Here is a 25,444-nt window from a genome sequence, read left to right as displayed (position 1 = left end):
CTGGCGGCTTGTGGCAACAGCCTTACGAAGCGGGCCCGGGCGTCGCTCGGTGTGGCCGATCGGGGTGCTGCCGAGAGGCGGGCGAATGGCCGCTTTCAATGCCACATTTCGCCGTTGCGCGCTGTAGCGTTGGCGACCACGACGGTGTCGCGGGATAGGCGGATGTGCGCCTCGACAGTGGATGCGTCGCAGGTACGGATGGACGCGCCCAGTCGCCGCAGCAGCTTGAGTGACCTGACGTTGTCGCGTTCGGTAAGTGCCTCTACGGAATCGATGCCCGCTGCTTGGGTCGACGCGACGGCGTGACTGGCCATTACCGTACCGAGTCTGCGGCCCTGCCAGGCATCATCGATCAGAATCGAGAGGTCCCACGATGAACGGTTGGAATACGGAAGCACGCTGACCATGCCCAGAACAAGACCGTAATCGGCGGCTGGACGTGCCAGCCAGGTCCAACCGGTCCCGGAACCGCACAGCGTTCTCCACTCGGTGGGCGTGAGCGACTCGCGCGGCCGGTGATAGCGAGCTCGACGGCTAGCCGGTGAGCAACGACGGTGCATCTCATTGACCGATAGCAGATCACCTACGGTCGCCCGTTCGATAACTATGGCGCCGATTTCGGCACCTTCGAGGAGGACCCACCGAACCTCCCTCAGCGGCCCCCGCGTCCGCGTAACAGGACACATTCCGTGCGCGGCGTCCAAGAGCGACATTCTCGGTTCCTTTCACAACCTGGCGGAACGTCGCCATACTGCCCGTTGGGGGGCGCGGATGCGATTACCTGGGAGGTACTCGATACGACACATGCCGCCCGGCTATCGTGACGTCTCGTGACAGATGCGAACGTCGGATACCTGATCCGCCGGCAACGTGGACTCGCCCGCCGCAGCCAGATGCACCTGGCGCATGAGATCGGCATCTCACCCCGCCACCTGAGCTTCGTCGAACTGGGCAAGTCGAAACCGAGTCGCGGCTTGCTGATGAAGATCGCCCAGCATCTGGACGTGCCGCTGCGGGAGCGGAACGACTGGCTGCTGGCGGCCGGATACGCTCCCCGCTATCCGGAGACACCCCTGACAGGACCGGCGCTTTCCCGGGTCCGGGCCTCGTTGCAGGCGCTACTGGACACGCACGACCCGTTCCCCGGCGTTGCAATCGACCCGCGGTGGAATGTGCAGCTCAGCAACCGCGCTGCGCGCCGACTGGTCTCCGGAATCCCAGAGGACGTGGGCGGCACGCCGACCAACCTTTTCCGTACGGCCCTGCACCCTGCCGGACTCGCCGGCCGCACCCTCAACTTTCCGCAGTGGTCCGCTTACCTGCTGCGCCAGCTCGACCGGGCCGTCGTGCGGACCCAAGACCCCAGCCTCACCGCGCTCGCCGACGAGATCGCGACCTGGCCAGCCATCCCGGAACGCCACACTTGGAGCCATCTTTTTGCGGACGAAGCGGACGACCCGGTCCTGTCATGGCGGCTAGAGCTCAAGGGCGAGGAACTGTCGATGTTCAGCATCCTCAGCACATTCGGAACCCCAATGGACGTCACCCTGTCCGATCTGTCAATCGAGTTGTTCTTCCCCGCCGACGAGCAAACCGAGACGATCTTGCGCCGCCGAGATTGAGAGTTCCTACGGGGGCTTTGGGCGCTACCGCATAGCAGCCATGCCCGCGTTGAGTGCGCCTGGGTGATGCCGTAGACGGCATCACCCAGGGGCAAGACCTTGAGTCGTTCGATGGCGATCGCCCGTAGGAGTAGACGCTAGGCCGTTTCCTTCGGATCACCTCGCTCACCAGATGAAGATTGCGGCGAGGTGGAGTCCGGCGAGGTAGATGGTGGCGGTCTTGTCGTATCGAGTGGCCAGGCCGCGCCACTGCTTGAGCTTGTTGATGCAACGCTCGACGGTGTTGCGCCGTTTGTATGCCTCGCGGTCGAAGGCCGGCGGACGTCCGCCGCGGCTGCCGAGGCGTTTGCGGTTGGCGGCCTGGTCGGCGGGCTGCGGGATCACTGCCCGGATGCCGCGTCGTCGCAGGTGGCGGATCGCCCGGGACGAGTATGCCTTGTCGGCCAGGACCACGTCCGGCGTGACCCTGGGACGGCCGATCCGCCGGGGCACTCGCAACCGGGCCATGACCTGCTCGAATGCGGGGGCATCACCGGCCTGGCCGGGCGTGATGACGAACGCAAGCGGGCGGCATCGGTCGGGCCTTCTCCAGGGCCTGTTCGCCAGGGACAGTCCCGCGTCCCCGGCGTCATGGTCACGGACGGTGATAGCTCGCGTGCGCAGATCCTCGCTTGGTGCAGTGAGGAGGCTGAGACGCGGGGTCGAAGGTGAACCAGTTGGGTGGGGAACTGGTCGACGGGGACGCGCATGTCGGCTATGTCCTTGACCGTGAGGGAGGTAAACCTGCGCGATGCGGGGGTCTGATGCGCGGGCTTGTGACGGCTGCCCGCAAGAGGCAGGGTGGTCTCGAGGGGCCACGGATGCGGCTGGGGCTTGTCCTCATCGTGAAGTGTGTGAGCCTGGAGCTGACGAAGTCGATCGCCGCCGAACGGGTGGGTCGTACACCGGTCTGGAAAGCGGTGGCCGACGCAAGATCGTCCATTTGGACGGGCTTACGGAGGTGTCGTACATGTCAGAGAAGAACCCAGTGCATGCGACCTCTGCGGAGGGGCCCGAGGTCTCGCTGCCGCCCGAAGTCAAGTTGCTGCAGGACGTCACTCCGCCCTTTTTCCCCGAAGGTGGTTCGGGAATGACCATCCTCGTCGATTGGCCTCCCGGTCACCCCGGGCTGCCTCCGCACCGCCACTCGGGGCCGTCGTTCGGCTATGTGATGGAGGGCGCGATCCGGTTCGAACTCGAGGGCGAGCCGGAGCATGTGATCAAGGCCGGTGGGACGTTTTGGGAGCCAGGCGGTGACGTGATCCACTACCAGGACGGCAACGCCCTGCCGGACGCACCGACCAAGTTCCTGGTGACCATGGTGTGCGCGCCGGGTCAGCCGATGCTCACATTGGTCGACGAGGGGGAACTGAAGGAACGGGCGCACCTGCGCGCCCCGCGTCCCTCCGCAGGCTGACCCGCGGTCCTCCACGGGGCCATGGAATGGAGATTGGCGGCATCTTCGGGTCACGCAACGCACGACCGGACACGCCCATGGCGGGGCCGTGGTGATCACGTGCCGACCGGCGGCTATTGACCGGGCGATCTGGGGCACTGGCGCAACCGGGCAGTACTACTGGTCGCGACATGCGCTGATACCCGGCCCCGCGACGCCCCCGAAGCCGCCTTCGTGTCTGGCGCGCGCCTATGTCTCGACGACCAGGCGAAGCGTGTTGTTGCCAGCCGCTTCGGATGTCGGCCCTGAGCGGTGGGGCGCACGATCAGTTCGTTGACGTCGACGTTGGCGGGCTGGTCGGTGGCGAAGGCGATCGCGTCCGCGATGGCCGAGGCGGGGATCGCCAGTTGCTCGGCGGCCGTGCGGGCGGCGGCCTGGGCCTCGGTCGAGCCACCCCGGTGTGTGAGCTCGCTCTGTGTGAAGCCGGGACTGATGACAGTGACGCGGATGTCCCGGCTCTCCTGCCGCAGCGTGTTCAACGCCGGAGCCCTCACGCATGAGGCTGTCGTGCTCCCGCTGCCGGCTAGCCAAGCCGTCGGAGAGTGGCCCATCGGTGCCCAGGGGCGCATCGCCGAAACGGGCAGCCTGGGTGAAGCCTCACGCAGCTGCGGTGCAGGGGAAGGCGACGGCATCACCTCCGGCACCATGGCCTGGACCACGCTGAGGCTCCAGCCCGGCCGCTACGAGCTGGTGTGCAACCTCCCCGGCCACTACGCCGCCGGGATGTACACCGAGCTCGACGTCACACGGTGACCACGGAAAGGACCGGCACTACCAAGCTCAGCGTCGCTGCCGCCGCCGGTCATGCCGATCTTCTCTTCTCCGGCTCCTCAAGCCCGGTCCGGGCGGCGAGGCCGCAGCGCGGTGGGCGCGGTATCCCCTGGGACCCCAGTCCGACAGCCACCGTCGAGCGCCTATACGAGCTCATCGACGCCATGGCGGATCACCACTGCAACCGTGTGCTCCTGCTCGTGCGCTCCGAAAAATACCCCCCCGGGTATCTGTTACGGTGGCTGCAGATACCCCCGGGGGTAAAAATGCGAGGAGGGAGAGGGCCGTGTTCTTTGCCGACATCCTGGAGACCGAAGGGTTGGGCAACCGCAGCTACCTGGTGGGCGGGGCCCGCTTTGCGGTCGTGGTGGACCCGCCGCGGGACATCGACCGGGTGATTGCCGCGGCCGCCCGGCGAGGGGTGCGGATCACGGCAGTCGCCGAGACGCACGTGCACAACGACTACATCACCGGCGGCCTGGAACTGGCCCGTCTGACCGGCGCCCGCTACCTGGTGCCCGCGCGGGCGTCGGTGGCCTACACGAGGGTCCCGGTGATCGACGGGGATGTGGAGCACATCGACGACGGGCTTGTGCTGCGGGCCGTGGCCACCCCGGGCCACACCCCGCACCACACCTCCTATGTGCTGGAGGAAGATGGTCAGGCGGTGGCCGCCTTCACGGGCGGGTCGCTGCTGATCGGCAGTGTGGGACGGCCCGACCTGGTGGAGCCGCGGCTGACCGGGCAACTCGCGCGCGCCCAGCACGCCTCGGTGCACCGGCTCGCCGCAGAGCTGGACGATGAGGTGGCGGTGCTGCCCACCCACGGGTTCGGCAGTTTCTGCTCCTCCACCCCCGCGCGGGGCGACCACAGCACCATCGGCGGCGAGAAGGCCTCCAACCCGGCGCTGGTCCAGGACGTGGACAGGTTCGTGGCCGCACTGCTGGCCTCACTGGATGACGTGCCGGCCTACTACGCACACATGGGTCCGGCCAACGCCGCCGGTCCCGCGCCGGTGGACCTGACCGCGCCGCAGCACGCCGACGCCGGCGAGATCGCGCGGCGCCTCGCGGCGGGGGAGTGGGTCGTCGACCTCCGCAGCCGGACGGCCTTCGCCGACGGTCACCTGGCCGGGTCGTACAACTTCGAGGTCGAAGGGCAGCTGGCGACCTATCTGGCGTGGATGATCCCGTGGGGCAAGCCGGTAACGCTCCTGGCCGGCAGCGCCGACGCCCTTGCCCGCGCCCAGCGGGAGCTGGCACGCGTGGGCATCGACCGCCCCGCCGCGGCCGCCGTCGGCTCACCGGCCGACTGGGTCACCGGGCACGACGAGCCGGTGTCGTTCCCGCGGGCGACGTTCGCCGACCTGGCCGCCGCACGTGAGCGCGGCGAGCACGTGGTGGTCCTGGACGTGCGCCGGGACAGCGAGCGGGCCGGTGGATGGATCAAGGGCAGTGTGCACATCCCCATCCACCAAATCCACCAGCGCCTGCACACCGTGCCCGCGGGCACGGTGTGGGTGCACTGTGCGGGGGGCATGCGCGCGGCGATCGCCGCGTCCGTTCTCGACGCCGCAGGCCGGGCCGTGGTGGCCATCGACGACGGCTACGCGGCCGCCGCCGACGCAGGCCTCCCACTCCTCACCCCTGCCCGGACCTGACCGCACGGCCTGCCTGCCATCGTCTTGAACGGACGGCAGAGCAGGAGCACCAAAGGACCACCGCCATGCTCTTCTGCCGACGCGGCCCCGGCCGCATTCCCCCCGCACCGGCCCCCTACCCGCTCCGCGCATGCCCGGCGGCGGGCACCGTCATATGACCGCGCTGATCCTCGCCCTGGCAGCCGGGGCCACGGTCGGCCTGGTGATGGGCTCGCTCGGCGCGGGCGGCAGTATCCTCACCGTCCCGGCACTGATCTACCTGCTGGGGTTCACCCCTGCCGAGGCGACCACCGCCAGCTTGATCATCGTGGTCGTCACCTCGCTCACCGCACTGCTGGCCCACGCCCGCGCAGGGGCGGTGCGCTGGCGGGCAGGCCTGCTGTTCGCCGCGGCCGGTCTGCTGCCCGCGGCAGCCGCCGGGGCGGTGTCCGCACGTGTTCCCGCCCCCGTGCTGACGCTGGCTTTCGCCGTCCTTGCGGTGCTGGCCGCGCTGCGCATACTGCGCCGCCGGACGCCACGGGTGAACGGGACGGTGTCGGCACGCCGCGCGGCGACAGCCGGGGCCGGGCTGGGCGCGGTGACTGGAATCCTCGGCGTCGGCGGCGGATTCCTCGCTGTCCCGGCACTGGTGACCGTCCTGGCGGTACCGATGAGCGCGGCCGTGGGCACCAGCTTGCTGGTCATCGTCGCCAACGCGCTGGCGGCCCTGCTGGCCCGGGCGGCCACCGCCGTCACTTTGGACTGGGCCCTGGTGATGCCGTTCATCGCGGCCGCGGTCCTGGGCGCCTGGGACGGCAAGAGGCTCAGCAGCAAGGTCTCACCGGCGACACTGCAACGCGCCTTCGGCTGCCTGCTGATGACCGTTGCCGTGGCCATGGGGATCGGAGCCCTGCGATGACCGCCGCACGCGGCCTGCCGCCGGCGCCCAGGAACCCGGGCCACGGCAGGCCGCGGGCTCAGGCCAGCGACAGAAAGAGTTTCTCCAGCCGGGCCCGCACCTGCGCGGAGTCCCGCACCGCCGGGTCCTCACTGGTCATGCACTGCTGCAGGCCCGTCGCGATGAGCGAGAAACCGGCCCGGTCCAGAGCACGCGAGACGGCAGCCAGCTGCGTGATGACGTCCTCGCAGTCCCGGCCCTCCTCAATCATCTTGATGACCCCCGCGAGCTGGCCCTGGGCCCGCCGCAACCGGTTCAGCGCCGACTTCAGCTCGTCGGCGCTCATGTCGAGTTCCACGCAACCTCCCAAATACCCCCACCCGTATGTTAACGCTCATTGAAAGGCATGGTTCCGTGATCACTCCTACTTCCGTCTCCCCAGCCCAGGCCACCGCCTGGTACGGCGAGTTCACCGTCATCGACGTGCGCACCCCCGGCGAGTTCGCCACCGGCCACCTCCCCGGCGCCCACAACATCCCCCTGGACCGCCTGGAGGAAGCCACCGACGCGCTGAAGACCGCCGCGGCCCGCACCCCGCTGCTGATCGTGTGCGCCTCCGGGAACCGCTCGGCCAAGGCCTGCGGGAAGCTCGCCTGCTTGGACATCGAGGCGGCCACCTTGGACGGCGGCACGAGCGCCTGGCAGGCGGCAGGCCACAGCGTCGAGCGAACCGTCGGAGCACGTGCCACCTGGCCCATGGACCGCCAGGTCCGCCTGGTCGCCGGATCCCTAGTCGCCATCGGTTTCTTCACCGGACTGGCCTGGCCGCCTGCACACTGGATCTCCGGCGCTGTCGGTGCCGGACTTGTCTTCTCCGGGGTGACCAACACCTGCGGCATGGCCGCACTTCTGTCTCGGCTCCCTTACAACCGGGCCCCCAAGAACGGGGCCTCTTTCCATGACACCCTTCAGCGGCTGACCGCCTGAGCACGCCGGCTCGCCCCGTATGGGGTGGGGGTGCCAGTCGTAGCGCTCCCGGGTCCAGGTCATCGGGTCATCACCATCCGACAGGCTCCTTTGGACCGATCTTCGAATTGTCCAGTCCGTCGATCTACAGCACCTCAAGTCCGCCGTAGAGCCGCAGGTTCTCTTCGGTGATGGTTGATGTGGTTGCCCGGGCCTGGCCGCCGAGTGCGACCTGTTGCCCGACGTGAACGCTGGCCTGCGGCTACACCTGGCCGTACTCGGTTCGGAGCCGTTGTCTCTCATAGCTCTGGGCGGCCTGGCGGGCCTGCGCCTGGTCAAGGCGTTCGCACAGGCTGAGGCATGGGCGAGCCAGCTGGAGACGTCCGCTTCGCGGGCCACGGCGGCGAAGGCGATGCGCCAGTTGTCGCGGGCATGCCCTGAACGGCCGTGAGGACGCGTCCGTGCTTGACGAGTGCTGTCTCGTTGACGTGTGGCAGGAGGACCTCTGCGGGCGCCCCCTGGAAGGGCTCCGCGGACATCTCAGCCAGCATCCGGGGTGTCCTTGCGGATCACGGTCAGCGGCAGCAGCTCGTGGTCCCGGCTGGCGTGGACCTTTCGCAGGACCGCGCGCGCCACTTCGATCTCCTCGCGTTGGTCGGGGGCCGGCCGCGCAAGGGAGTCACGTTGCGGGCGACCCCTCGATTAGGGCGCGGGACGGCGCGGCGGCGGTGCTGCCGCGTTCGATGAGCCGGGGCAGCGGCAGACTCACCTCGCGGGCCACGCCGCCGTCGAGGAGGGCGGTCAGTTCCTCGGCCGCGGTCCGGCCGAAGGCCACCGCGTCGCGGGACAGCGCGGTCAGCCATGGCTGGACCAGGCGGCACACAGCCGAGTCCTCCCAGGAGACGATGGAGACGTCGCCGGGCACGTCGCGGCCCAGGCCGACAGCCGCCCCCCAACCCGCTGCCGCCATCACGTCGTTGTCATAGATGATCGCCGTAGGCGGATCGGGCTCCTGTAGCATCCGGCGTGTGACGGCGGCGCCCTCGGCGTCGGAGTAGTCCGTCACCACGGACCGTGCCGTATCCAGCCCTTGGCGTGCCGCCTCCCTCGTGAGCGACTCGATGCGGCGAGCGGTGTGAGCCAGGGTCGGAAGACCCGCGACATGGGCGATGCGCCGGTGGCCAAGGGCGTGCAGGCGGCCGACCACGGCGGCCATGGCCTGCGCGTCCTCGACCCGCACCTGTGACAGACGGTGGTGCGCACCGGGGTCGGACTCCGGAAGGGCGCCGATCACCACGCCGGGGAGGCCGAGTTCATCGAGCAGGGCTGGGCGCGGATCGTCAGTGCGCGGGTCGACGACCAGTACCCCGTCGACGCGGTGCTCGGCCCACCAGCGACGGTAGGCACCGCACTCGGCTTCGGTGTCCTCCACCACCTGGAGCAGCAGGCCCAGATGACGCGGGGCCAGCACCTCCTGGATACCCGAGACCAGTTGCAGGAAGAACGAGTCGACGCCCAGGGTCTTGGCGGGCCGGGCCAGTACGAGGCCCACCGTCGCGGCCCCCTCGCCGGACAGGGCCCGTGCCGCGGCGCTGGGTCGCCAGCCGAGCTGCTCGGCGACGCGGCGTACGCGGTCGCGCGTGGCCTCGGAGACGCCGGGACGGCCGTTGAGCGCAAACGAAGCAGCGCTCTCGGACACCCCCGCCCGCTGGGCGATGTTCTTGATCGTGGGACGGCGGCGCCCGGCCGGACGGCCGTGCCCCGGCGCATCGGCCACGCCTCTGCCCTGCTGCTCGTCTGCCACCGCGAGTGGTCCCCTTCCCTGCACGTGAGCACATCGTACGGCCCCGCGCGTGCTTTTCCGACCCAGAACCGGCGGACGGAACTAAAGCGCTTCAGTGGACCTGCCCTAAAGCGCATTAGTTGCGAGTGCAAGACGCCTCTCGCACCCGCTCTGACCTGCTCATATGCTGCGACCGAGAAGAAACCTCCAGGGAATTCGTTGACTTTCCCCCCAGCGGCTGGAATGGTCTCCTCCACGTGCGCACCCGGCCGGCCCAGCCCCGGGTCGTCATCCACGCGCAAGGTCCGAGCAAAGGAGCCGTCCACCGTGCGTTCTTCCTACAAGGCGGTAGCCACCGCCGTCGTCGCCGCTGCGACGTTCTCCCTCGCCGCCTGCGGGAGCGGCGGGGCAGATGCGTCCACCGACTCGTCAGGCAAGGTGACGGGCACGATCACCTTCCAGACCTGGAACCTGAAGGCCAACTTCGCGGGCTACTTCAACGGCGTCATCGCCGACTTCGAGAAGAAGTACCCGGGCACCCACGTCAAGTGGGTCGACCAACCGGCCGACGGCTATGCGGAGAAGCTCAGTGCCGACGCGTCGGGCGGGACTCTCCCCGACGTCGTCAACGTCACCCCCGACCTGCTGGCGCCGCTCGCCAAGGCCGGTCTGGCCCTGGACCTCGACAAGGACGCCGCGCAGTACAAGGCCGAGTACCTGGCCGGCGCCTGGTCCGCCGACGCCGTCCCGGGCCTGGAGGGCACCTACGCCTTCCCGTGGTATCTCAACACCGGCCCGCTGTTCTACAACAAGGCGCTGTTCAAGGAGGCCGGGCTGGATCCGGAGAAGCCGCCGAAGACCTACGACGACCTGTTCGCCGACGCCCTCGCCATTTCGGAGAACAGCAAGGGCAAGGTGGCCACCTTGTCCAACGTCCCCACCATCGAGGACTTCGGCCGCTACGGGGCCCAACTGGTCAACAAGGACGGCACCGCGTTCACCTTCAACGACGCCAAGGGCGTCGAACTGCTCACGCACTACAAGAAGCTGTACGACGCGCACGCACTGGACCCGCAGGCCCTGACCGCTACCCCCGAGTCGGCCGGCCACAAGTTCCTCACCGGCGCGGTCGCCATGAACCCCGGTAGCGCGCTGGACCTCAAGAACTTCAAGACACAGGCGCCGACGCTCTACAAGAACATAGGGATCACCGACCAGATCACCAACACCGGCAAGGTCAACGTCTACGTGCAGAGCATGATGGTGAACTCCAAGGCCAAGCAGAAGGCCGCCTCCATCGCCTTCGCCCACTTCGTCACCGACAACACACGGCAGATGGCCTTCGCCAAGCAGGTCGCGATCTTCCCGAGCACGGCCGGAGCTCTGAAGGACCCGTACTTCACGAAGGAGGACGGCACGGACGAGACCCGGGTGCGGATCGCGGCGGCCAGCTCCCTCGCCAACGCCGTGAACTACACCCCGGTGCAGTTCAGCGACCAGATGAAGACCGCCCTCGGCAACCAGGTTGCCAAGGCGCTGCAGGGCAAGGAGAGCCCCAAGGAAGCGCTTGACAACGCTGTCAAGGAAGCCAATCAGCTCCTCGCCCAGAGCTGACCGGGATACGCCATGACGTCCTCGACCGCCCCTGGAACGATCGCCGGCGGTCCGCGGACCGCGGCCGTCCGGAGCTCCGGCTCCGGACGGCCGCGTTCCCGCGGGATCCGCCGCCACCGCTGGTGGAGCCCGTGGCTGTTCGCCGCGCCGGGCCTGATCGTGGTGTGCGCGTTCAGCCTCTGGCCGTTCTGCAGCACCCTGTACAACTCGCTGACCGACCGCCGGACGCTCGTCGGCGGCAGCTTCGTCGGGTTCGAGAACTACCGGGCCCTGCTCCACGACGACGCGTTCTGGATCGGGCTGCGCAACAGCTCCCTGTACGTGGCGGGCGTGGTCCCGGCGCTGGTGATCCTGCCACTGCTGCTGGCCCTGCTCGTACAGCGGCGCATCCCCGGCATCACCTTCTTCCGCGCCGCCTTCTACACGCCTGTCGTCGCCTCGGTGGTCGTGGTCGGCCTGATCTGGGTGTGGCTGCTCGACGACCGCGGCCTGCTCAACTCCATCGTCACGGCGGTAGGCGGGAGCCCGGTCAACTTCCTGGGCGAGCAGTGGACCCTGCTGCTGAGCGCCATGGCCCTGACGATCTGGAAGGGTCTGGGCTACTACATGATCATCTACTTGGCGGCGCTCGCCGACGTCCCGCGCGAGCTGCACGAGGCGGCCGCGGTCGACGGCGCGGGAGCGCTGCGCCGCTTCCTCACCGTCACCATTCCGGCCGTCCGCTCCACGATGGTGCTGGTCGCGGCACTCTCCGCGGTCTCCGCCTTCAAGGTCTTCACCGAGGTGTACGTCCTCGCCGGGCCGAACGGCGGCCCCGCAGGCGAGGACACCACGCTGGTGATGCTCGTCCAGCGCACCGGCACCGGACTGACCGGGCGGGTCGGGTACTCCTCGGCCATCTCCGTCGTCATCTTCGTGGTGGTGGTCGCGCTGATGCTGCTGACCCTGCGCGCCGACCGGAAGGAGGACGCGTGACCAGCGCCACCGACACCCCCACCGTTCCCGCCACCGCACCGGCCGAAGGGCGCCGGCCGCGACGCGGAGTGCTGGACGCCGACGGCCGCCGCGTGCGGGTCCCCGAACTCGTTCTGCGCTACCTGCTGCTGCTCGCCGTCCTCGCCATCAGCGTGGGACCGTTCCTATGGCAGCTGTCGACCTCGCTGAAGGGCCCCCACGAGGACATCTTCAGTACGCCCCCTTCGTTCCTGCCGCAGCAGCCCACACTGCACAACTTCGGGCGCGTCTCCGAGACCATCCCGGTGTGGGACTACGCGCTCAACTCGCTCACCGTGGCGGTGTCCAGCGTCGTCACCAACTGCGTCGGCGCGGCGCTCGCGGGTTACGCCCTGGCTCGGCTGCAGCACCGCGGACGGCGCGCGCTCCTCCTGGCGTTCGTGCTGGCGATGCTGGTGCCAGTGGAGGGCCTGATCATCGCCCAGTTCACCTTCGTACGCGACCTCGGCCTGAACAACACCTTGATCGGCGTGCTGCTCCCCGGCTCTGTCGGCGCGCTGAACGTGCTGCTGATGCGCAACGCGTTCCGCAACCTGCCCAACGAGGTGGAGGAAGCCGCATACATGGACGGCGCCAACGTCTGGCAGCGCTTCTGGAGCATCGCCCTCCCGTCCGCGCGGGGCACCCTGGCCGTCGTGGCGATCTTCGCCTTCATGGGCGCCTGGGACGACTTCCTGTGGCCCCTGGTGGTGCTGAGCGACCCCTCGAAGTACACCCTGACGGTCGGCCTGAACTACCTGCACGGCACCTTCGCCAACGACGAACGCCTGGTGGCCGCCGGGACCATCATCGCGGTGGCCCCCCTGATCGTGCTCTTCGGCGCCCTGCAGCGGTACTTCTTCCGCGGCGTCGGGGAGGGAGCCGTCAAGGGCTGACCGTATGGCCCCGCACAGCCCACCGGCACGACCATCCGCCTGCTGCCGCCCCCGGCGGAACAGGTCCCCACGAGAGTCAGGACACCCGTACCGATGCCCGCCCAAGGACCGCGCTTCGGCGCCAACTACACGCCCAGCCAGGGCTGGTTCCACCACTGGCTCGACTTCGACCTCGATGCGGTGCGCAGGGACCTCGACGCGATCGCGGACCTCGGCCTGGACCACGTCCGGGTCTTCCCGCTGTGGCCGGTCTTCCAGCCCAACCGCTCCCTGATCCGGCCCCGGGCCGTCGAGCAGCTCGTCGCGCTCGCCGAGGCCGCCGGCGAACGCGGGCTCGACGTCAACGTGGACGGACTGCAGGGGCATCTGTCCAGCTTCGACTTCCTGCCCGCGTGGACCCAGACCTGGCACCGGCGCAACATCTTCACCGACCCCGACGTCATCGCCGGCCAGGCCGCCTACCTGGGCACGCTGGCCGCCGCCCTCGACAACCTGCCCAACTTCATCGGCATGACCATCGGCAACGAGATCAACCAGTTCTCCGGGCCGCCCCACCCCGACCCCGACCCGATCACGCCGGCCCAGGCCGCCGCCTGGCTGCGGACCGTGCTCGCCGCATGCGAGGACGCCGCCCCCGGCAGGCAGCACCTGCACGCCGCCTACGACGCCGCCTGGTACCTGGACGGGCACCCCTTCACCCCCGCGCACGCGGCGAACCTGGGGGCGATGACCGCCGTGCACTCGTGGGTCTTCAACGGTACGGCCCAGCGGCACGGCCGCACCGGAACGGCCACCGAACACCACGCCGCCTACCTCATCGAGCTGTCCAAGGCATGGGCCGGCGACCCGCACCGCCCGGTCTGGCTCCAGGAGGTCGGCGCGCCCGCACCCCTGATACCCGCCGAGCATGCCGCGGACTTCACCGAGGCCACCGTCGCGAACGCCCTGGACTGCGAGGACGTGTGGGGCATCACCTGGTGGTGCTCGCACGATGTCTCCCGCGACCTCGCCGACTTCCCCGAACTCGAGTACTCCCTCGGCCTGCTGAGCAACGAGGGCAAGGTCAAGCCGGCCGGCGAGGCCATCCGGAGGATCGTGGGGGAGCGCCGTGCCGAACCGCGCCGGCCGGCGCCCCGGACCACCGCGCTCGCCGTCGACGTCGGCGACGACGATGCGGCCCCCGACCGCTCCGTGTGCGCGCCCGGAGGCGCGTTCTACGAGGCGTTCGTCCGGCTTACCGCCGACGGTGTCCGCCCCGCCGCGGTGCTCGCATCCCGCGCCGACGACGCCGCCCACCTCGCCGCACGCGGCATCACCGAGGTCGTCCGGCCCGATCAGGTGCGCTGAGCCGCTTCGCGTCCCACCTCACGTCAATCCCTTCCGCCCCACCCGCACAGGAGCCATCCCATGCACGACGACCGCAAGCTGGTCGAAGCCCGCCTCAAGCGCGTACTCGACGAACGCATCCGGCCCGCCCTCTACCCGGAGTCGACACCGCTCGAGGTGTCCGTGTGGACCGCCCCCGGAGAGCCGGTACCCGTTGCCGAGGGCCTGACCGCCCCCGTGGAGCCGGTCGACGTCGGCGATCGCTGGGGCGCTCCCTGGGGCACCAGCTGGTTCCGTGTGTCCGGAACCGTGCCCGAGGCGTGGGCCGGGCGGACCGTCGAGGCGGTCCTGGACCTCGGCTTCGACGAGAACATGCCGGGTTTCCAGTGCGAGGGCCTGGTCTACCGGCCCGACGGCAGCCCGGTGAAGGGCCTCAACCCCCGCAACCAGTGGGTGCGGATCGCCTCCCCGGCCACCGGCGGTGAGGAGGTGCTGCTCCACATCGAGGCTGCCTCCAACCCGGTCCTGCTCGACTACCACCCCTTCCTGCCGACGCAGCTCGGCGACAAGGACACCGCCGGGGACGACCCCCAGTACACCCTGACCCGCATGGACCTGGCCGTTCTCGACGAGACGGTCTGGGAGCTGGTGCAGGACCTGGAGGTGCTCGGCGAGCTCATGGTCGAGCTCCCGGAGGACTCCGACCGCCGCCACGACATCCTGCGCGCGGTCAGCCGCGCCCTGGACGCGATCGACCTGCAGGACGTCAACAGCACCGCGGCCGCAGCTCGCGAGCGGCTGGCCGGCGTCCTCGCCGTACCCGCGCGGCCCACCGCGCACCGCATCAGCGCGGTCGGGCACGCGCACATCGACTCCGCCTGGCTGTGGCCGCTGCGCGAGACCGTGCGGAAGGTCGCCCGCACGACGTCGAACATGACCGCCCTGCTCGAGGACGAGGGCGACTTCGTCTACACCATGTCCCAGGCCCAGCAGTACGCGTGGATCAAGGAGCACCGCCCCGAGGTGTACGCGAAGGTCAAGAAGGCCGTCGCGGAGGGACGATTCATCCCGGCGGGCGGCATGTGGGTGGAGTCCGACACCAACATGCCCGGCTCCGAGGCGATGGCCCGCCAGTTCGTTCACGGCAAGCGATTCTTCCTCGAGGAATTCGGCATCGAGAATGAAGAGGCGTGGCTGCCCGACACCTTCGGCTTCGCCGCCGGCCTGCCTCAGATCATCAAGGCCGCCGGGTCGAAGTGGCTGCTCACCCAGAAGATCTCCTGGAGCACCATCAACAAGTTCCCGCACCACACCTTCACCTGGGAAGGCATCGACGGCACGCGGATCTTCACGCACTTCCCGCCCGTCGACACCTACAACTGCTCGATGAAGGGCAGCGAGATCGCGCACGCCGCGCGGAACTTCAAGGAGAAGGGCAGGGCCCGGCACTCCCTCGCACCGACGGGCTGGGGAGACGGGGGCGGCGGCACCACCCGCGAGATGATCGCCAAGGCCGCCCGGATGCGCGACCTCGACGGTTCGGCGACGGTCCACTGGGAGACCCCCCGCGAGTTCTTCACCAAGGCCGAGGCCGAGTACCCCGACCCGCCGGTGTGGGTGGGCGAGCTCTACCTCGAACTGCACCGTGCCACGCTGACCAGCCAGGCCCAGACCAAGCAGGGCAACCGGCGCAGCGAACACCTGCTGCGCGAGGCCGAACTGTGGGCGGCCACCGCCACCGTGCGGACCGGCTTCAGCTACCCGTACGAGCAGTTGGACCGGCTCTGGAAGACGGTGCTGCTGCACCAGTTCCACGACATCCTGCCCGGCTCGTCGATCGCCTGGGTGCACCGCGAGGCCCGCGCCACGTATGCCGCCGTCGCCGAGGAACTGCTCGGCATCATCGACGCCGCGCAGCGTGCCCTGGCGGGCCCGGCCACGGGCGGCGAACTGGTCTTCAACGCCGCGCCGCACACCCGTGCCGGCGTGTCCGCCGGCGGCGCCGCCCCCGTGGCCGCGGCTGTGGCCACGGCACCGCTGCCCCGGGACGGCGGCGGATTCGTCCTCGACAACGGCCTGCTGCGGGTGGAGATCGACGGGCGCGGCCTGGTCGTCTCCGCGTTCGACCTCAGCGCACGCCGAGAGGCCGTGGCCCCCGGAACGCCGGCCAACCTGCTGCAGTTGCACCCCGACTTCCCCAACCAGTGGGATGCCTGGGACGTCGACGAGTTCTACCGGAACACCGTCACCGACCTGACCGACCTGGAGGAGCTGGCCCCGGCCGGCGACGGCACCGCGTCGGTACGAGTGGTGCGCCGCTTCGGCTCCTCCTCGGTCACCCAGCTGCTGTCCTTGGCTCCGGGCGCCAAGCGCCTCGACATCGACACGGAGGTGGACTGGCACGAGACGGAGAAGTTCCTCAAGGCCGCCTTCCCTCTGGACGTGCACGCCGAGCGGTACGCCTCCGAGACCCAGTTCGGACACGTCTTCCGGTCCACACACACCAACACCAGCTGGGACGCGGCCAAATTCGAGGCGTGCAACCACCGCTTCGTCCACGTCGAGGAGCCGGGCTGGGGGATCGCCCTGGTCAACGACTCCACCTACGGGCACGACGTGACGCGCACCGTGCGTAGCGAGGACGGCGGGACCACCACCACCGTGCGGGTCTCGCTGCTGCGCGCTCCGCGCTTCCCCGACCCGGAGACCGACCAGGGGGTGCACCGCTTCCGGCACGCCCTGGCGCCCGGGGCCTCGATCGGCGACGCGGTCGCCGAGGGCTACGGCATCAACCTGCCCGAGCGCCGCGTGCCGGGCACCGCAGCGGTCGAGCCTCTGGTCACCGTGGACGACGACGCGGTGGTCGTGAGCGCGGTCAAGCTCGCGGACGACGAGAGCGGCGATGTGATCGTCCGGGTGTACGAGTCCCGGGGCGGGAGGGCGACCGCACGGCTGCGGCCGGACTTCACGGCGGCCGACGTCACCGCGACCGACCTGCTGGAGCGGCCGTTGGCCGGGGCGGCCGGTCCGGAGTTGGTCGACGGCGCCGTAGAACTCCTGCTCCGCCCCTTCCAGATGGTGACCCTCAGGCTGGCCCGTAGCAACTGATAACGGTACGACCGTGGTGCCCGGAAGCCGTTCGGCCTCCGGGCACCGCCGACAGTGACTGAGCCGGGCACGGACCCGGAATACACAAGCGGCGGTGGACGGGCGGTCGCTGCATCCCTCGCGCTCGCCCCGTACCCGGCTTTCCTGCCGAAGTCGCCGCTGCAGCCGTGCGGGCAATTCGGGCGAAGGCGGTTCTTGCGGATGCGGAGGTATCCGGTCTCCAGGCCGATGTCCTTCCGGTGCAGACCCAGGGCCTCTCCCTGTCGTAGCCCGAGGGCGAGCGCGATCACCCACCGGGCGCTGTTGCGCCGCTTCGATGCCTGCAAGAGACGGCTCTCAACCATCAACCGAGACAAGACGTGGACCCCAGAGGGCAAGGTGTTACAGGTTTCTCCACCTCAGCCGCGGGCTGTTTCACGCGGCTACCCGCAGGAAGGGCTTGCGGCGGCCGAGCTGCCGCCTGGCGCACTCCTGAAGGTCGCAAAGACAACAGCTGCTCAAGTGGCGCTGCCGCAGATCATGCAGTCTGCTCCCCGCACGCGCGGGGATAATCCCGGCCTGGTGATGCCCATCGACGGGCAATACGAGCTGATTCCCGCACCCGCACGCCCCCGCAGCCGCTGAGGTCGGCATGGGTGAAGGTGCGGTCGTCCAGGACGGCGAAGGACCCGTCGAGGCCCTCGGGTGACACATTGACGTGTCCGTCACCAACGAGGGGCACGGTGGCGGTGAAGAAGACCTTCTGCTCCTCGATGAAGGCGCGCAGACGCCGCGTCGACGCGTTCGCAGGTCTTTCCCATGCCTGTGATTCTCCGGCGCCGACCGGCCTTCCGCCGCACCTTTTCGGATCTGGCGCATACGGGCGGTCCACGACTGGCGGCCATCAGTTTGCCCTGGGTCGCGGCTGCGCTTGTACTGAGTTCGGGATCAACGGAAACCCGGTTTCATCTGCGGTTATCTGCTGATCTCCGCATTTCGCTTCGAGCGGTACGCCCTTGAACCGCAAGCAGGACCGATCGCGCCCTCCATGACGGAGCGACGCGCCCGCGGATCCGGCCTGTGGGGCTGCCTGCCCGGGGTGAACCCATGAGGCACGAGGTCGCCAGCGACCGCAACCGGACCTGTCATGCGCCCATCACCACCGCCATGGAGACGATCATGATACCGCCCCAGTTCGTAACGAGATACAGCCGGATCCGCCCCGAAAGGGCACGACGCCCCGGGCTTGTCCTGGCGGTTGCCGCGGCCGCGCTGCCGCTGGCCCTGGTCGCCGCAGGCCCGGCGCAGGTCGCCGTGGGCTCCGCCGGTTCCGCCTCGCACGTCGCCCGTCCTATCGCCGCCGGCCCACCGGCGATGGCGGTGGCGCCGGGTGACTTCGACGGGGACGACGCCGGCACGGCGACAGCAGTGCTGGGCAACGGGTACGGAAGGTTCGCGGCCAAGACCGAACTTCCCGTCACCTCGGGCCCAGAGACGCTCGCGGTGGCCGACTTCAATGGCGACCGGCGCCTTGACCTGGCCGCCTCCAGTATCCGGGACAGCTCCGCGACGATGCTGCTCCAGGCAGAACTGGTGATCACCAAGGCGGCTCAGGAGTCGAGTTTCCAGGCCGCGGGTCAAACGCTCCACTTCACGTACACCGTGCGCAACAACGGGCCGGAATCCATCACCGCCATGGTGGTGACCGATTCCCTCCCGGGCGTCCAGGTCTCCTGCCCCGTCACCGAACTCGCTCCCGACGGGGTGACCACGTGCGAGGCCACCTACCTCACCACCGCAGCGGACGTCGCGGCCGGACAGGTCACCGACGAGGGCACCGTCAACGCCGACGATGCCAACGGACGACCGGTCGTACCCGCGACGAGCAACGAGGTGACCGTCCCCCTGGCGGCCCTGTCCATCACCAAGAATGCCACGCCTTCCCTGTTCACCGCCGCCGGGCAGACCATCAACTACACGTACACGGTGACCAACACCGGTCGGGTGCAGCTGAACGGTGTCGGAGTTACCGACGACGGCCCTGGCACTCCGGCCGTGACCTGCCCGGCCACCGCTCTGGCACCGGGTGCGTCCTTCGTCTGCACCGCCACGTACGCCACGACCGCGGCGGACGTCGCCGCGGGTAGGGTCACCGACGTCGCCACCGCTACCGCCACGACTCCCGGCAACGTCACCGTCAGGGCGACCAGCAACAGGGTCACCGTCCCGTTCGCCGGCCTGAAGGTCGTCAAGGGCGTGGAGGAGACCGCGTTCTCCGCCGCGGGGCAGGAGTTGCACTACACCTTCACGGTCACGAACACCGGCAACGCGCCGCTGACCGGCCTCAGCGTCACCGACGACGGCCCTGGCACTCCGGCGGTGACCTGCCCGGCCACCACTCTGGCACCGGGTGCGACCTTCGTCTGCACCGCCACCTACACCACGACCGCGGCCGACGTCGCCGCGGGAAGGATCACTGACGTCGCGACCGCTACCGCCATCGCGGGCGGTCCCGGTGGCCCCACCGTCACCGCCACCAGCAACCGGCTCACCGTCGTGGCCTGCACCCCGTGCAAGGACCGTGACCACGGCGGCTGCGAAGGCGGCCGTCCCGAGGGGCGCCCCTGGGACCACCGCTGGTGGGATGAGGTCTTCGGCGCCGCCCACGGCACCTCCCGGAGCCACCGCATGCTTCTTTGAGCATGGAGGATGCCACTGAGGGCGGCCTGTGCCCCACGGGCCCGGGCCGCCCTCCGTCCGCCTCCGGGGTCGTGGAACCGCGCAGTGTAAGATCCGCAGCCGCCCGCCGCTGACGACCTCGATGTCGATCCCGCCGTCCCCGCCACGCCCGTTGACCGTGCGCACCCCGCGCGGTCTGGTCGTACAGGCGGGTGCACCAGCGCCTCCACCACCCGGTCGAACACCGGCTGCCCGATCCGGTCCCACTCGATGGCCACGGCCCCACCCCTTCCCCGCTAGAAACACACCATCGTCGCACTGCTTGCCGACACCCCATTGCCGCCTTGGGCGAGCCGAGGCGCGTTGGGTTGAGACGCCGTCACAGCAGTCAGCCCTACCAGCGGTGCGCCCGGGCAGGCACACCGCGAGCGCGACCTGGAAGCCGAGCACCGCGGGCGCGGCGGCGCTGCTCAGTTCCAGCGGGATGTGGCGGCCGCAGTCGGCCCACATCGGGTCGGCGAGCATGACGGGCAGCGTGTCGGGGCCGATGGGCAAGCCCAGCCCGGTCCGTGGCGCAGGCTCGTCGAGCAGCGCAGCCAGCCCCAGCCGGTACACCAGCTCCTGGGCACACCGGCGGCTGCGGTCACCGCCACCGCCGCAGCCCGCAGCTCCGTCTCCGATGTCTCCTTGATGGCCCGCACGAGGGCGATCCAGCCCTCTGGCAGGGGGAAACGTCCCACTCGGCGCCCGAAGCCTGTTGCGCGGCAGCCGCCGCCTGCGCCTGCTGCTGCCCCGGGGTGCCCCCGCAGGTGCGGGGGAATTGGGGGCCGGCGAAGTTCTCCCGCGTACGCGCGGGGGAGAGTATCCCGCAAGCCCCCCTTGGCACTGCCTGCTCCTCGGTGCTGTTCTCAGCCTCAGAATGCGCACGAGTACGTAACCTTGCCCCTCATGCTGTGGTGCGCCACCACTGATCCTGGTGGCGGTGGGCCGCGGACGGAGCGCGATCGGGAACCGGCAGCTCGTGAGGTGCGTCCGGCCAGATGATGGCTCGGGGGGACCCTCTGTTTGCGGAGATGGAGAACATGTTCGTTGTGGTGTTGCTCGGCGTACTGGCGCTCGTCGTCGGCGGCTGCGTATGCGTGGTGTGGGCGGAGCGCGGCGGGCCGCGCTGGGTTCGTGTCGTTGCGACCGTGACGCTTGCTGCGGGCGGGTTGGTCCGTCAATCGGACAGGAGCCGGCGCCGGAGCATGAGCCGGACGGGCGGCGACGGCGACTAGGAATCCCCGGGCGCGATCGCCCCCCGGCGCCGCGAGCGCCCCATGGAACGGTCGCCGTCACTGTGTGCCGGGGTCGAGAACACCGCCAGTGGCATGCGCCGCCTGAGGCGGGCTACCGCGATGACCACGAAACACTCGGCTGGCTGGCCGGACGAACCTCTACAAGATGGAACCCGTCCTCGTGGCGCACGACATGGTGTACCTGGCCCAGGCCGTTGTCACGGACGAATCCGACCCATCCTTGCGTTGTCGCGTGTCGAAGAAGCCATCCGACGATGTTCATCGTCACCTCGAAGTCGTCCTCGTGGACGCACGTTCGGACGGTCAAGGCCCACGGTTGGTTCGGTCTGTCCACGTCACGGACCAGCAGGGACACATCGGCCCCGTCGAAGAAGAGGCTCGCCGACCCACCGTCGAACGCCGGCCAGGGCTCGTGCGATGAGCCCTCCCAGGAGGTCCGCTTCAACTCGGTCGGCATGTCCGCCTGCCCCAGGAGCCACCTCAGTTCCGAAAGCACCGGTTCGGGCAGGTCTGGCGGCAGGTGAACCGCTAGGAACAGGTCGTAGTGGTCACTCACGTCACAGACCCTAGCCGTTGACAGCACTCTGCGGGGCCTGCCAGACCTTGGTGACCGAGCCGTTCGTGGCCGGACTTGGCTGCCGTACTCGCAGTAGACGCATGTGGCACGCGACCAAGAACTGCACGACCGGCTCTTCGCACAGTGTGCCCGGCCCCGCGGGTCCGGCCCGCCCGGTTCCGTTCCTCGACCGGGTGGCGGAGACAGGTGACGGCTGGGTCTCCGGCCGTCGGCGCGAGCATCCGGTGTGGCGGCAGGCGGAGCCGCCTCGACCGGCCAAGTAGCGGTTGCAGGGGTCGATGTATCGTGCACAACTGCAGCTCAGGGAGGGGATCCGTGCCGAAGAGGAAGATCGTTGACGAGGGAGAGGTCATCCGATGGTTCGAGGATGGCTGGACCTATCAGGAAATGATTGACGAGTATCGGCGGAAGTACGGCATCGACACGGTGTCCTCGATGTGGGGGAACTTTCGGCACAGGAGAGGACTCGATCGCAGGATCGCGCGCGATGACGAGCTGATTCCGTGGGCCGTGAAGAGGGAGCATCGTCAGCTGTACCCGGTGATCATGCTGCGCGTAGAAGCCCGTCGGCGAGCCGGCCTGCCACTCGACGAGGACAAGGCCAAACGTCTGGAGTCATGGCGCGCCATGCTCGAGACGCAAGGCGCGGTCGTCCACTATGACCCGGACACGGCAGACGGCTTCTCCTACATACCTCGTGGGCCGGGTGACAAAGACATCATCCGCAAGCCTCCGACGAAGACCACCCAGCGGCGTAACGCAGACGAGCGCGCCTAACGCTGTCGCGCCGAACAGGCCGAGCGCGTTGCGACGAGAGATTCTGGTTTGCTTGGGTTCTTCCGACATTCCAGGGGCCTTTCGCGTCGTCGGGTGCAGTCGCACACCGACCGGACAGCGCGCTCCGAACCTGACAGCGGGCTGCGGCAGGTCGGCGGTGCGCCACTCACGGACGCTAGGAAGCACGGTCGACCGGAGCGGTGAGACAGGTATGAACGGCAGATGGCGGTCACCGCAACGGACGACAATTTCCGGCGGCCTGGCCCCGTCTTGGCTCATGCCGCGAAGCGGTTGGGGTGTTCGGGCGCGCTCCTGCAAATCGGGTTGAAGTCGAGGCCGCGAGGCCCTCGTCGGCACAGGCTCTCCGCGACGGTTCGATGTGCCGGTGTCCCAGCCGGGACATCGTGCGCTCGATCGTCCAGCGGTGCCGGCCGAGCCGGCTGGAGGACTCAAGCCTTGCGGGGGATGCTGCACGGGCGCGCCGACTCGGCGATGGCCGACGGCTGGCGCTCCACGGAGGTCGGGGACGCGCTCCACCTGTGCAAGGCCTGCAAGGGCTGCAAGTCGGACTGTCCGGTCGGGGTCGACGTGGCCACCTACAAGGCGGAGTTCCTGGCGCACCACTACCAGGTTCCGGCCAGCCGCCCACTACTCGATGGGCTGGCTGCCCCTGTGGGCCCGGCCAGCCGCGGCTGGCGCCGCGGCTGGTCAACGCCGCACTGACCGCCCCGGGCCTGGCCCAGGTGGGCAGGGTACTCGCCGGAGTGGGCGGCGGAGCGTGACGCGCCGCCCTTCCCCCGGGAGTCGATCACCGAATGGTGGGCCGCGCGCGGTATAGCGCGGCCGGAGCCTGGCGGGGCCCGCACCGTGCTGCTGTGGCCCGACACTTTCAGCACGCAGTTCCACCCGGGTGCGGCGAGGGCCGCCGTGCGGGTCCTGGAGCAGTCGCACCCGCTACCTCGAACTCGGCTACCGCGACGCGCGCGGCCCCCGCGGCTGACCGGCCGCCTTCCTCGTTCGAGGGTGTCGCGTTGGTTGTGCCGCTCTTCGTCGAACGTCACTGGCTGTCCGCCCCTGTGAGCCTGTGCGCAGGCGGGCGGCCTGGGTGTCGGATCATGGCGGTGAATCCGCCCCGAGAGCGGCCCAGGCGCTCAGTTCCCGTACCGAGACGGCCGGCGCCGCCGCTGTCACTGTGCATCACGCCGGCGCCGGCGGGGGATGTCGGGTTGCCGCGGTTCGCCGCGATCGGCGCTGCGGTTGGGGTGCTTGTCCTTTCGCCGCTGTACGGCAGTCAGCTACCTCAGGGGGTGCAGCCGGGTCCGGTGGCGGGACGTACGCAGATGTTGAGGCCGGTGCCGCCGTCGTTGGTGTTGGTGCCTGGTCCTCCGTCCAGGACGTCGGATCCGTTGCCGCCGAAGAGGGTGTCGTTGCCGTTGCCGCCGGTGAGAACGTCGGCGCCGTCCTGGCCTTCGAGGCGGTCGTCGCCGTCGCCGCCGGTGACGCTGTCGCTGCCGTTGCCGCCGCACAGGATGTCGTTGCCGCCGCGGCCGTCGATGTAGTCGTTGCCGCCGAGGCCGAGGATGACGTCGTCACCGGGGGTGCCGATGAGCACGTTGGCGCGGTCGTTGCCGGTGATGGTCGGGGTGGCGGTGGCGCAGGTGGCGGCCAGCACGGTGAGGGTGAACTGCCGTACGGCCGCGGGGACGCCGGCGTCGGGGTCGGTGGCTGTCACGGTGAAGGTGAAGGTGCCGGTCGCGGTCGGGGTGCCGGTGATGGCGCCGGTGGTGGGGTTGAGGGTGAGGCCGGGGGGCAGGGCGCCGCCGGAGACGGCGAAGGTGGGGTTGCCGGTGCCGCCGGTGGTCTGAAGGGTGGTGGAGTAGGAGGTGTGCCGGGTCGCGTCGGGCAGCGGGCTGGTCGTGGTGAACGCCAGGTCCGCAACCTGGTAACTGATCGTCACTTGGCCGTTCGCGTCGAAGGTGCCTACGGGCGAGAGGCTGAAGGCGGTGCCGGTGCCTGTCGGGGAGGCGTAGCTGCTGCCGCCTCCGCCGCTGCCGCCGGTGGCGTAGTTGACGGTGGCGGCGGCAGAGCCTCCCCCGCCCCCGCCGTAGTAGCCGCCTCCGCCTCCGCCGCCACCGCTGAAGTCACCGGCGCAGCCCGCGGTGTTGCCTCCGGTGCCTCCGTTGCCCACGGTCGAGCCGGAGAAGCTGCCTCCGGCGTTGCCGGCGGTGGCCAGGCACGGCGCGATGGTCCCGGGCGCTCCGCCGGGACCTGCGGTGCCGGTGCTGGTGCTGCCTCCGCCGCCGCCCTGTCCCTCGCTGGTGTTGGGGCCGTTGTTGGTGCCGTGGGCGCCGGGGGTGGCGTCCGGGGTTCCGCCGTTGCCTCCGTCACCGGAGGTGGGGTTGATGCCGGCGCGGCCTTGGGCTCCGCCCCCGCCGCCCGCCACGACCAGCAGGCTGCCGCCTGCCGCGACGCTCGAAGCCCCGCCGCCACCCGCTGAGGAGGTGTTGGCGCTGCCGCCGTTGCCGCCGCCGTTGTACCCCCCGGCACCGTCACCGCCGCAGCCTTTGTGTCCGGTTCCGCCCACGTTGACGGTGAGGGTTGTCGCAGTCGCGGATGCCGGAAGGGTGGTGACGACCCGTGCCCCTGTCCCTCCGACCGTGTTGCCGCCCAGGCCGCAGAGGGGGGTGCGCGAGCTGCCGCCGCCGGCGCCGTCCGCGGTGATCGTCGCCGTCGCGTTCGCCGGAAGGGTGAAACTCTCCGGGGCACCGGTGAAGGTGAACGTCCGTGTCAGCGTGACCACACGAGGTGCCTTCGGCGTAGCCGTAGCCGCAGTCGCCGGGACCGGTACGAGTCCGGACATCGCCATGCACAGGGCCGTAGCGGTACCCGCACCCCACCACCGCCTGCCACCATCGAGCGCCATCCGCCGCTGCTTTGGCCACGTGGTCACAGGAAGCTGCCGCGCCCGTTGTCTACTCACCGATATCTCCGATTCCGTATCCGGGTGTCCGCGTGCTGGTGGC

The 25,444-nt window shown here is 69.7% G+C and carries 19 protein-coding genes and 4 pseudogenes; 15 read left to right on the top strand and 8 right to left on the bottom strand.

Annotation, left to right across the window (positions count from 1 at the left end):
- Positions 1–95 precede the first annotated feature (95 nt).
- Positions 96–560 carry a GNAT family N-acetyltransferase gene (locus tag ACFV3E_RS37215; protein WP_500539522.1) on the bottom strand — a complete coding sequence of 155 codons (465 nt, stop codon included), beginning with the start codon at positions 558–560 and terminating at the stop codon, positions 96–98.
- Positions 561–830: 270 nt separating this feature from the next.
- Here ACFV3E_RS37215 and ACFV3E_RS37210 point away from each other — a divergent pair, with 270 nt between their 5' ends.
- Positions 831–1,622, top strand: coding sequence for a helix-turn-helix domain-containing protein (locus tag ACFV3E_RS37210; protein ID WP_500539469.1), 792 nt, complete (start codon positions 831–833; stop codon positions 1,620–1,622).
- Between the two features lie 165 nt (positions 1,623–1,787).
- On the opposite strand, the pseudogene ACFV3E_RS37205 reads toward ACFV3E_RS37210, so the two are convergent.
- Positions 1,788–2,198: pseudogene (locus ACFV3E_RS37205) on the bottom strand (IS5 family transposase); the annotation flags it as partial.
- A gap of 433 nt (positions 2,199–2,631) precedes the next feature.
- Between ACFV3E_RS37205 and ACFV3E_RS37200 the strand changes: the two are divergent.
- The 4 genes from ACFV3E_RS37200 (at position 2,632) to ACFV3E_RS37185 (ending at position 6,446) form a co-directional block, all read left to right on the top strand.
- Positions 2,632–3,078, top strand: a complete 447-nt coding sequence (locus ACFV3E_RS37200) for a cupin domain-containing protein (protein ID WP_500539467.1) — start codon at positions 2,632–2,634, stop codon at positions 3,076–3,078.
- 312 nt (positions 3,079–3,390) lie between these two features.
- A complete protein-coding gene (locus ACFV3E_RS37195; protein ID WP_500539465.1) occupies positions 3,391–3,870 on the top strand; it encodes a sulfocyanin-like copper-binding protein in 480 nt (159 codons plus the stop codon).
- A 304-nt stretch (positions 3,871–4,174) separates the two neighbouring features.
- The gene (locus ACFV3E_RS37190; RefSeq protein WP_500539463.1) at positions 4,175–5,548 is read left to right on the top strand and encodes an MBL fold metallo-hydrolase; all 1,374 of its coding nucleotides are present in this window, start codon (positions 4,175–4,177) and stop codon (positions 5,546–5,548) included.
- Positions 5,549–5,702: 154 nt separating this feature from the next.
- A complete protein-coding gene (locus ACFV3E_RS37185; protein WP_500539461.1) occupies positions 5,703–6,446 on the top strand; it encodes a sulfite exporter TauE/SafE family protein in 744 nt (247 codons plus the stop codon).
- A gap of 58 nt (positions 6,447–6,504) precedes the next feature.
- Here the strand turns inward: ACFV3E_RS37185 and ACFV3E_RS37180 are convergent, their stop codons facing one another.
- Entirely contained in the window at positions 6,505–6,783 is a 279-nt protein-coding gene (locus tag ACFV3E_RS37180; RefSeq protein WP_500539459.1) for a metal-sensitive transcriptional regulator, read from the bottom strand.
- A gap of 56 nt (positions 6,784–6,839) precedes the next feature.
- Between ACFV3E_RS37180 and ACFV3E_RS37175 the strand changes: the two genes are divergently transcribed.
- Positions 6,840–7,412, top strand: a complete 573-nt coding sequence (locus ACFV3E_RS37175) for a rhodanese-like domain-containing protein (protein ID WP_500539457.1) — start codon at positions 6,840–6,842, stop codon at positions 7,410–7,412.
- A 658-nt stretch (positions 7,413–8,070) separates the two neighbouring features.
- On the opposite strand, the gene ACFV3E_RS37170 is transcribed toward ACFV3E_RS37175, so the two are convergent.
- Positions 8,071–9,117: a LacI family DNA-binding transcriptional regulator gene (locus tag ACFV3E_RS37170; RefSeq protein WP_500539520.1), complete on the bottom strand. Its 1,047-nt coding sequence runs from the start codon at positions 9,115–9,117 to the stop codon at positions 8,071–8,073.
- Positions 9,118–9,501: 384 nt separating this feature from the next.
- Here ACFV3E_RS37170 and ACFV3E_RS37165 point away from each other — a divergent pair, with 384 nt between their 5' ends.
- From ACFV3E_RS37165 to ACFV3E_RS37145, 5 genes are all read left to right on the top strand, one after another.
- On the top strand, positions 9,502–10,788 hold the full coding sequence (locus ACFV3E_RS37165; protein ID WP_500539455.1) for an ABC transporter substrate-binding protein: 1,287 nt from the start codon (positions 9,502–9,504) through the stop codon (positions 10,786–10,788).
- A gap of 12 nt (positions 10,789–10,800) precedes the next feature.
- Complete coding sequence (locus tag ACFV3E_RS37160) at positions 10,801–11,763, top strand: carbohydrate ABC transporter permease (protein WP_500539453.1); 963 nt, start codon at positions 10,801–10,803, stop codon at positions 11,761–11,763.
- Positions 11,764–11,831: 68 nt separating this feature from the next.
- Positions 11,832–12,677 (top strand): carbohydrate ABC transporter permease, encoded by an 846-nt coding sequence (locus tag ACFV3E_RS37155; RefSeq protein ID WP_326581561.1) that lies wholly within the window; start codon positions 11,832–11,834, stop codon positions 12,675–12,677.
- Positions 12,678–12,770: 93 nt separating this feature from the next.
- Positions 12,771–14,024, top strand: a complete 1,254-nt coding sequence (locus tag ACFV3E_RS37150; RefSeq protein WP_500539451.1) for a glycoside hydrolase 5 family protein — start codon at positions 12,771–12,773, stop codon at positions 14,022–14,024.
- A 60-nt stretch (positions 14,025–14,084) separates the two neighbouring features.
- The gene (locus ACFV3E_RS37145; protein WP_500539449.1) at positions 14,085–17,111 is read left to right on the top strand and encodes an alpha-mannosidase; all 3,027 of its coding nucleotides are present in this window, start codon (positions 14,085–14,087) and stop codon (positions 17,109–17,111) included.
- A 131-nt stretch (positions 17,112–17,242) separates the two neighbouring features.
- On the opposite strand, the pseudogene ACFV3E_RS37140 reads toward ACFV3E_RS37145, so the two are convergent.
- Positions 17,243–17,452: pseudogene (locus ACFV3E_RS37140) on the bottom strand (site-specific integrase); the annotation flags it as partial.
- 298 nt (positions 17,453–17,750) lie between these two features.
- Positions 17,751–17,911 (bottom strand): annotated as a pseudogene (locus tag ACFV3E_RS37135) (pyridoxamine 5'-phosphate oxidase family protein); the annotation flags it as partial.
- A gap of 286 nt (positions 17,912–18,197) precedes the next feature.
- Between ACFV3E_RS37135 and ACFV3E_RS37130 the strand changes: the two are divergent.
- Both ACFV3E_RS37130 and ACFV3E_RS37125 read left to right on the top strand, forming a co-directional pair.
- Positions 18,198–19,790 (top strand): CLIPPER-2 domain-containing protein, encoded by a 1,593-nt coding sequence (locus ACFV3E_RS37130; RefSeq protein WP_500539447.1) that lies wholly within the window; start codon positions 18,198–18,200, stop codon positions 19,788–19,790.
- 1,052 nt (positions 19,791–20,842) lie between these two features.
- Positions 20,843–21,046, top strand: coding sequence for a hypothetical protein (locus tag ACFV3E_RS37125; RefSeq protein WP_500362411.1), 204 nt, complete (start codon positions 20,843–20,845; stop codon positions 21,044–21,046).
- A gap of 112 nt (positions 21,047–21,158) precedes the next feature.
- Here ACFV3E_RS37125 and ACFV3E_RS37120 read toward each other — a convergent pair whose 3' ends face one another.
- Positions 21,159–21,623 (bottom strand): hypothetical protein, encoded by a 465-nt coding sequence (locus ACFV3E_RS37120; RefSeq protein ID WP_500539445.1) that lies wholly within the window; start codon positions 21,621–21,623, stop codon positions 21,159–21,161.
- A gap of 336 nt (positions 21,624–21,959) precedes the next feature.
- Here ACFV3E_RS37120 and ACFV3E_RS37115 point away from each other — a divergent pair, with 336 nt between their 5' ends.
- Together ACFV3E_RS37115 and ACFV3E_RS37110 are read left to right on the top strand one after the other, a co-directional pair.
- Entirely contained in the window at positions 21,960–22,421 is a 462-nt protein-coding gene (locus ACFV3E_RS37115) for a hypothetical protein (protein WP_500539443.1), read from the top strand.
- Between the two features lie 456 nt (positions 22,422–22,877).
- Positions 22,878–23,369: pseudogene (locus tag ACFV3E_RS37110) on the top strand (FAD-binding oxidoreductase); the annotation flags it as partial.
- 352 nt (positions 23,370–23,721) lie between these two features.
- Here the strand turns inward: ACFV3E_RS37110 and ACFV3E_RS37105 are convergent.
- On the bottom strand, positions 23,722–25,221 hold the full coding sequence (locus ACFV3E_RS37105; protein WP_500539441.1) for a calcium-binding protein: 1,500 nt from the start codon (positions 25,219–25,221) through the stop codon (positions 23,722–23,724).
- Positions 25,222–25,444: the final 223 nt, after the last annotated feature.

This window comes from Streptomyces sp. NPDC059718, assembly GCF_042733315.1.
Classification (GTDB): domain Bacteria; phylum Actinomycetota; class Actinomycetes; order Streptomycetales; family Streptomycetaceae; genus Actinacidiphila.
This window is presented reverse-complemented; position numbering and strand designations above follow the sequence as displayed.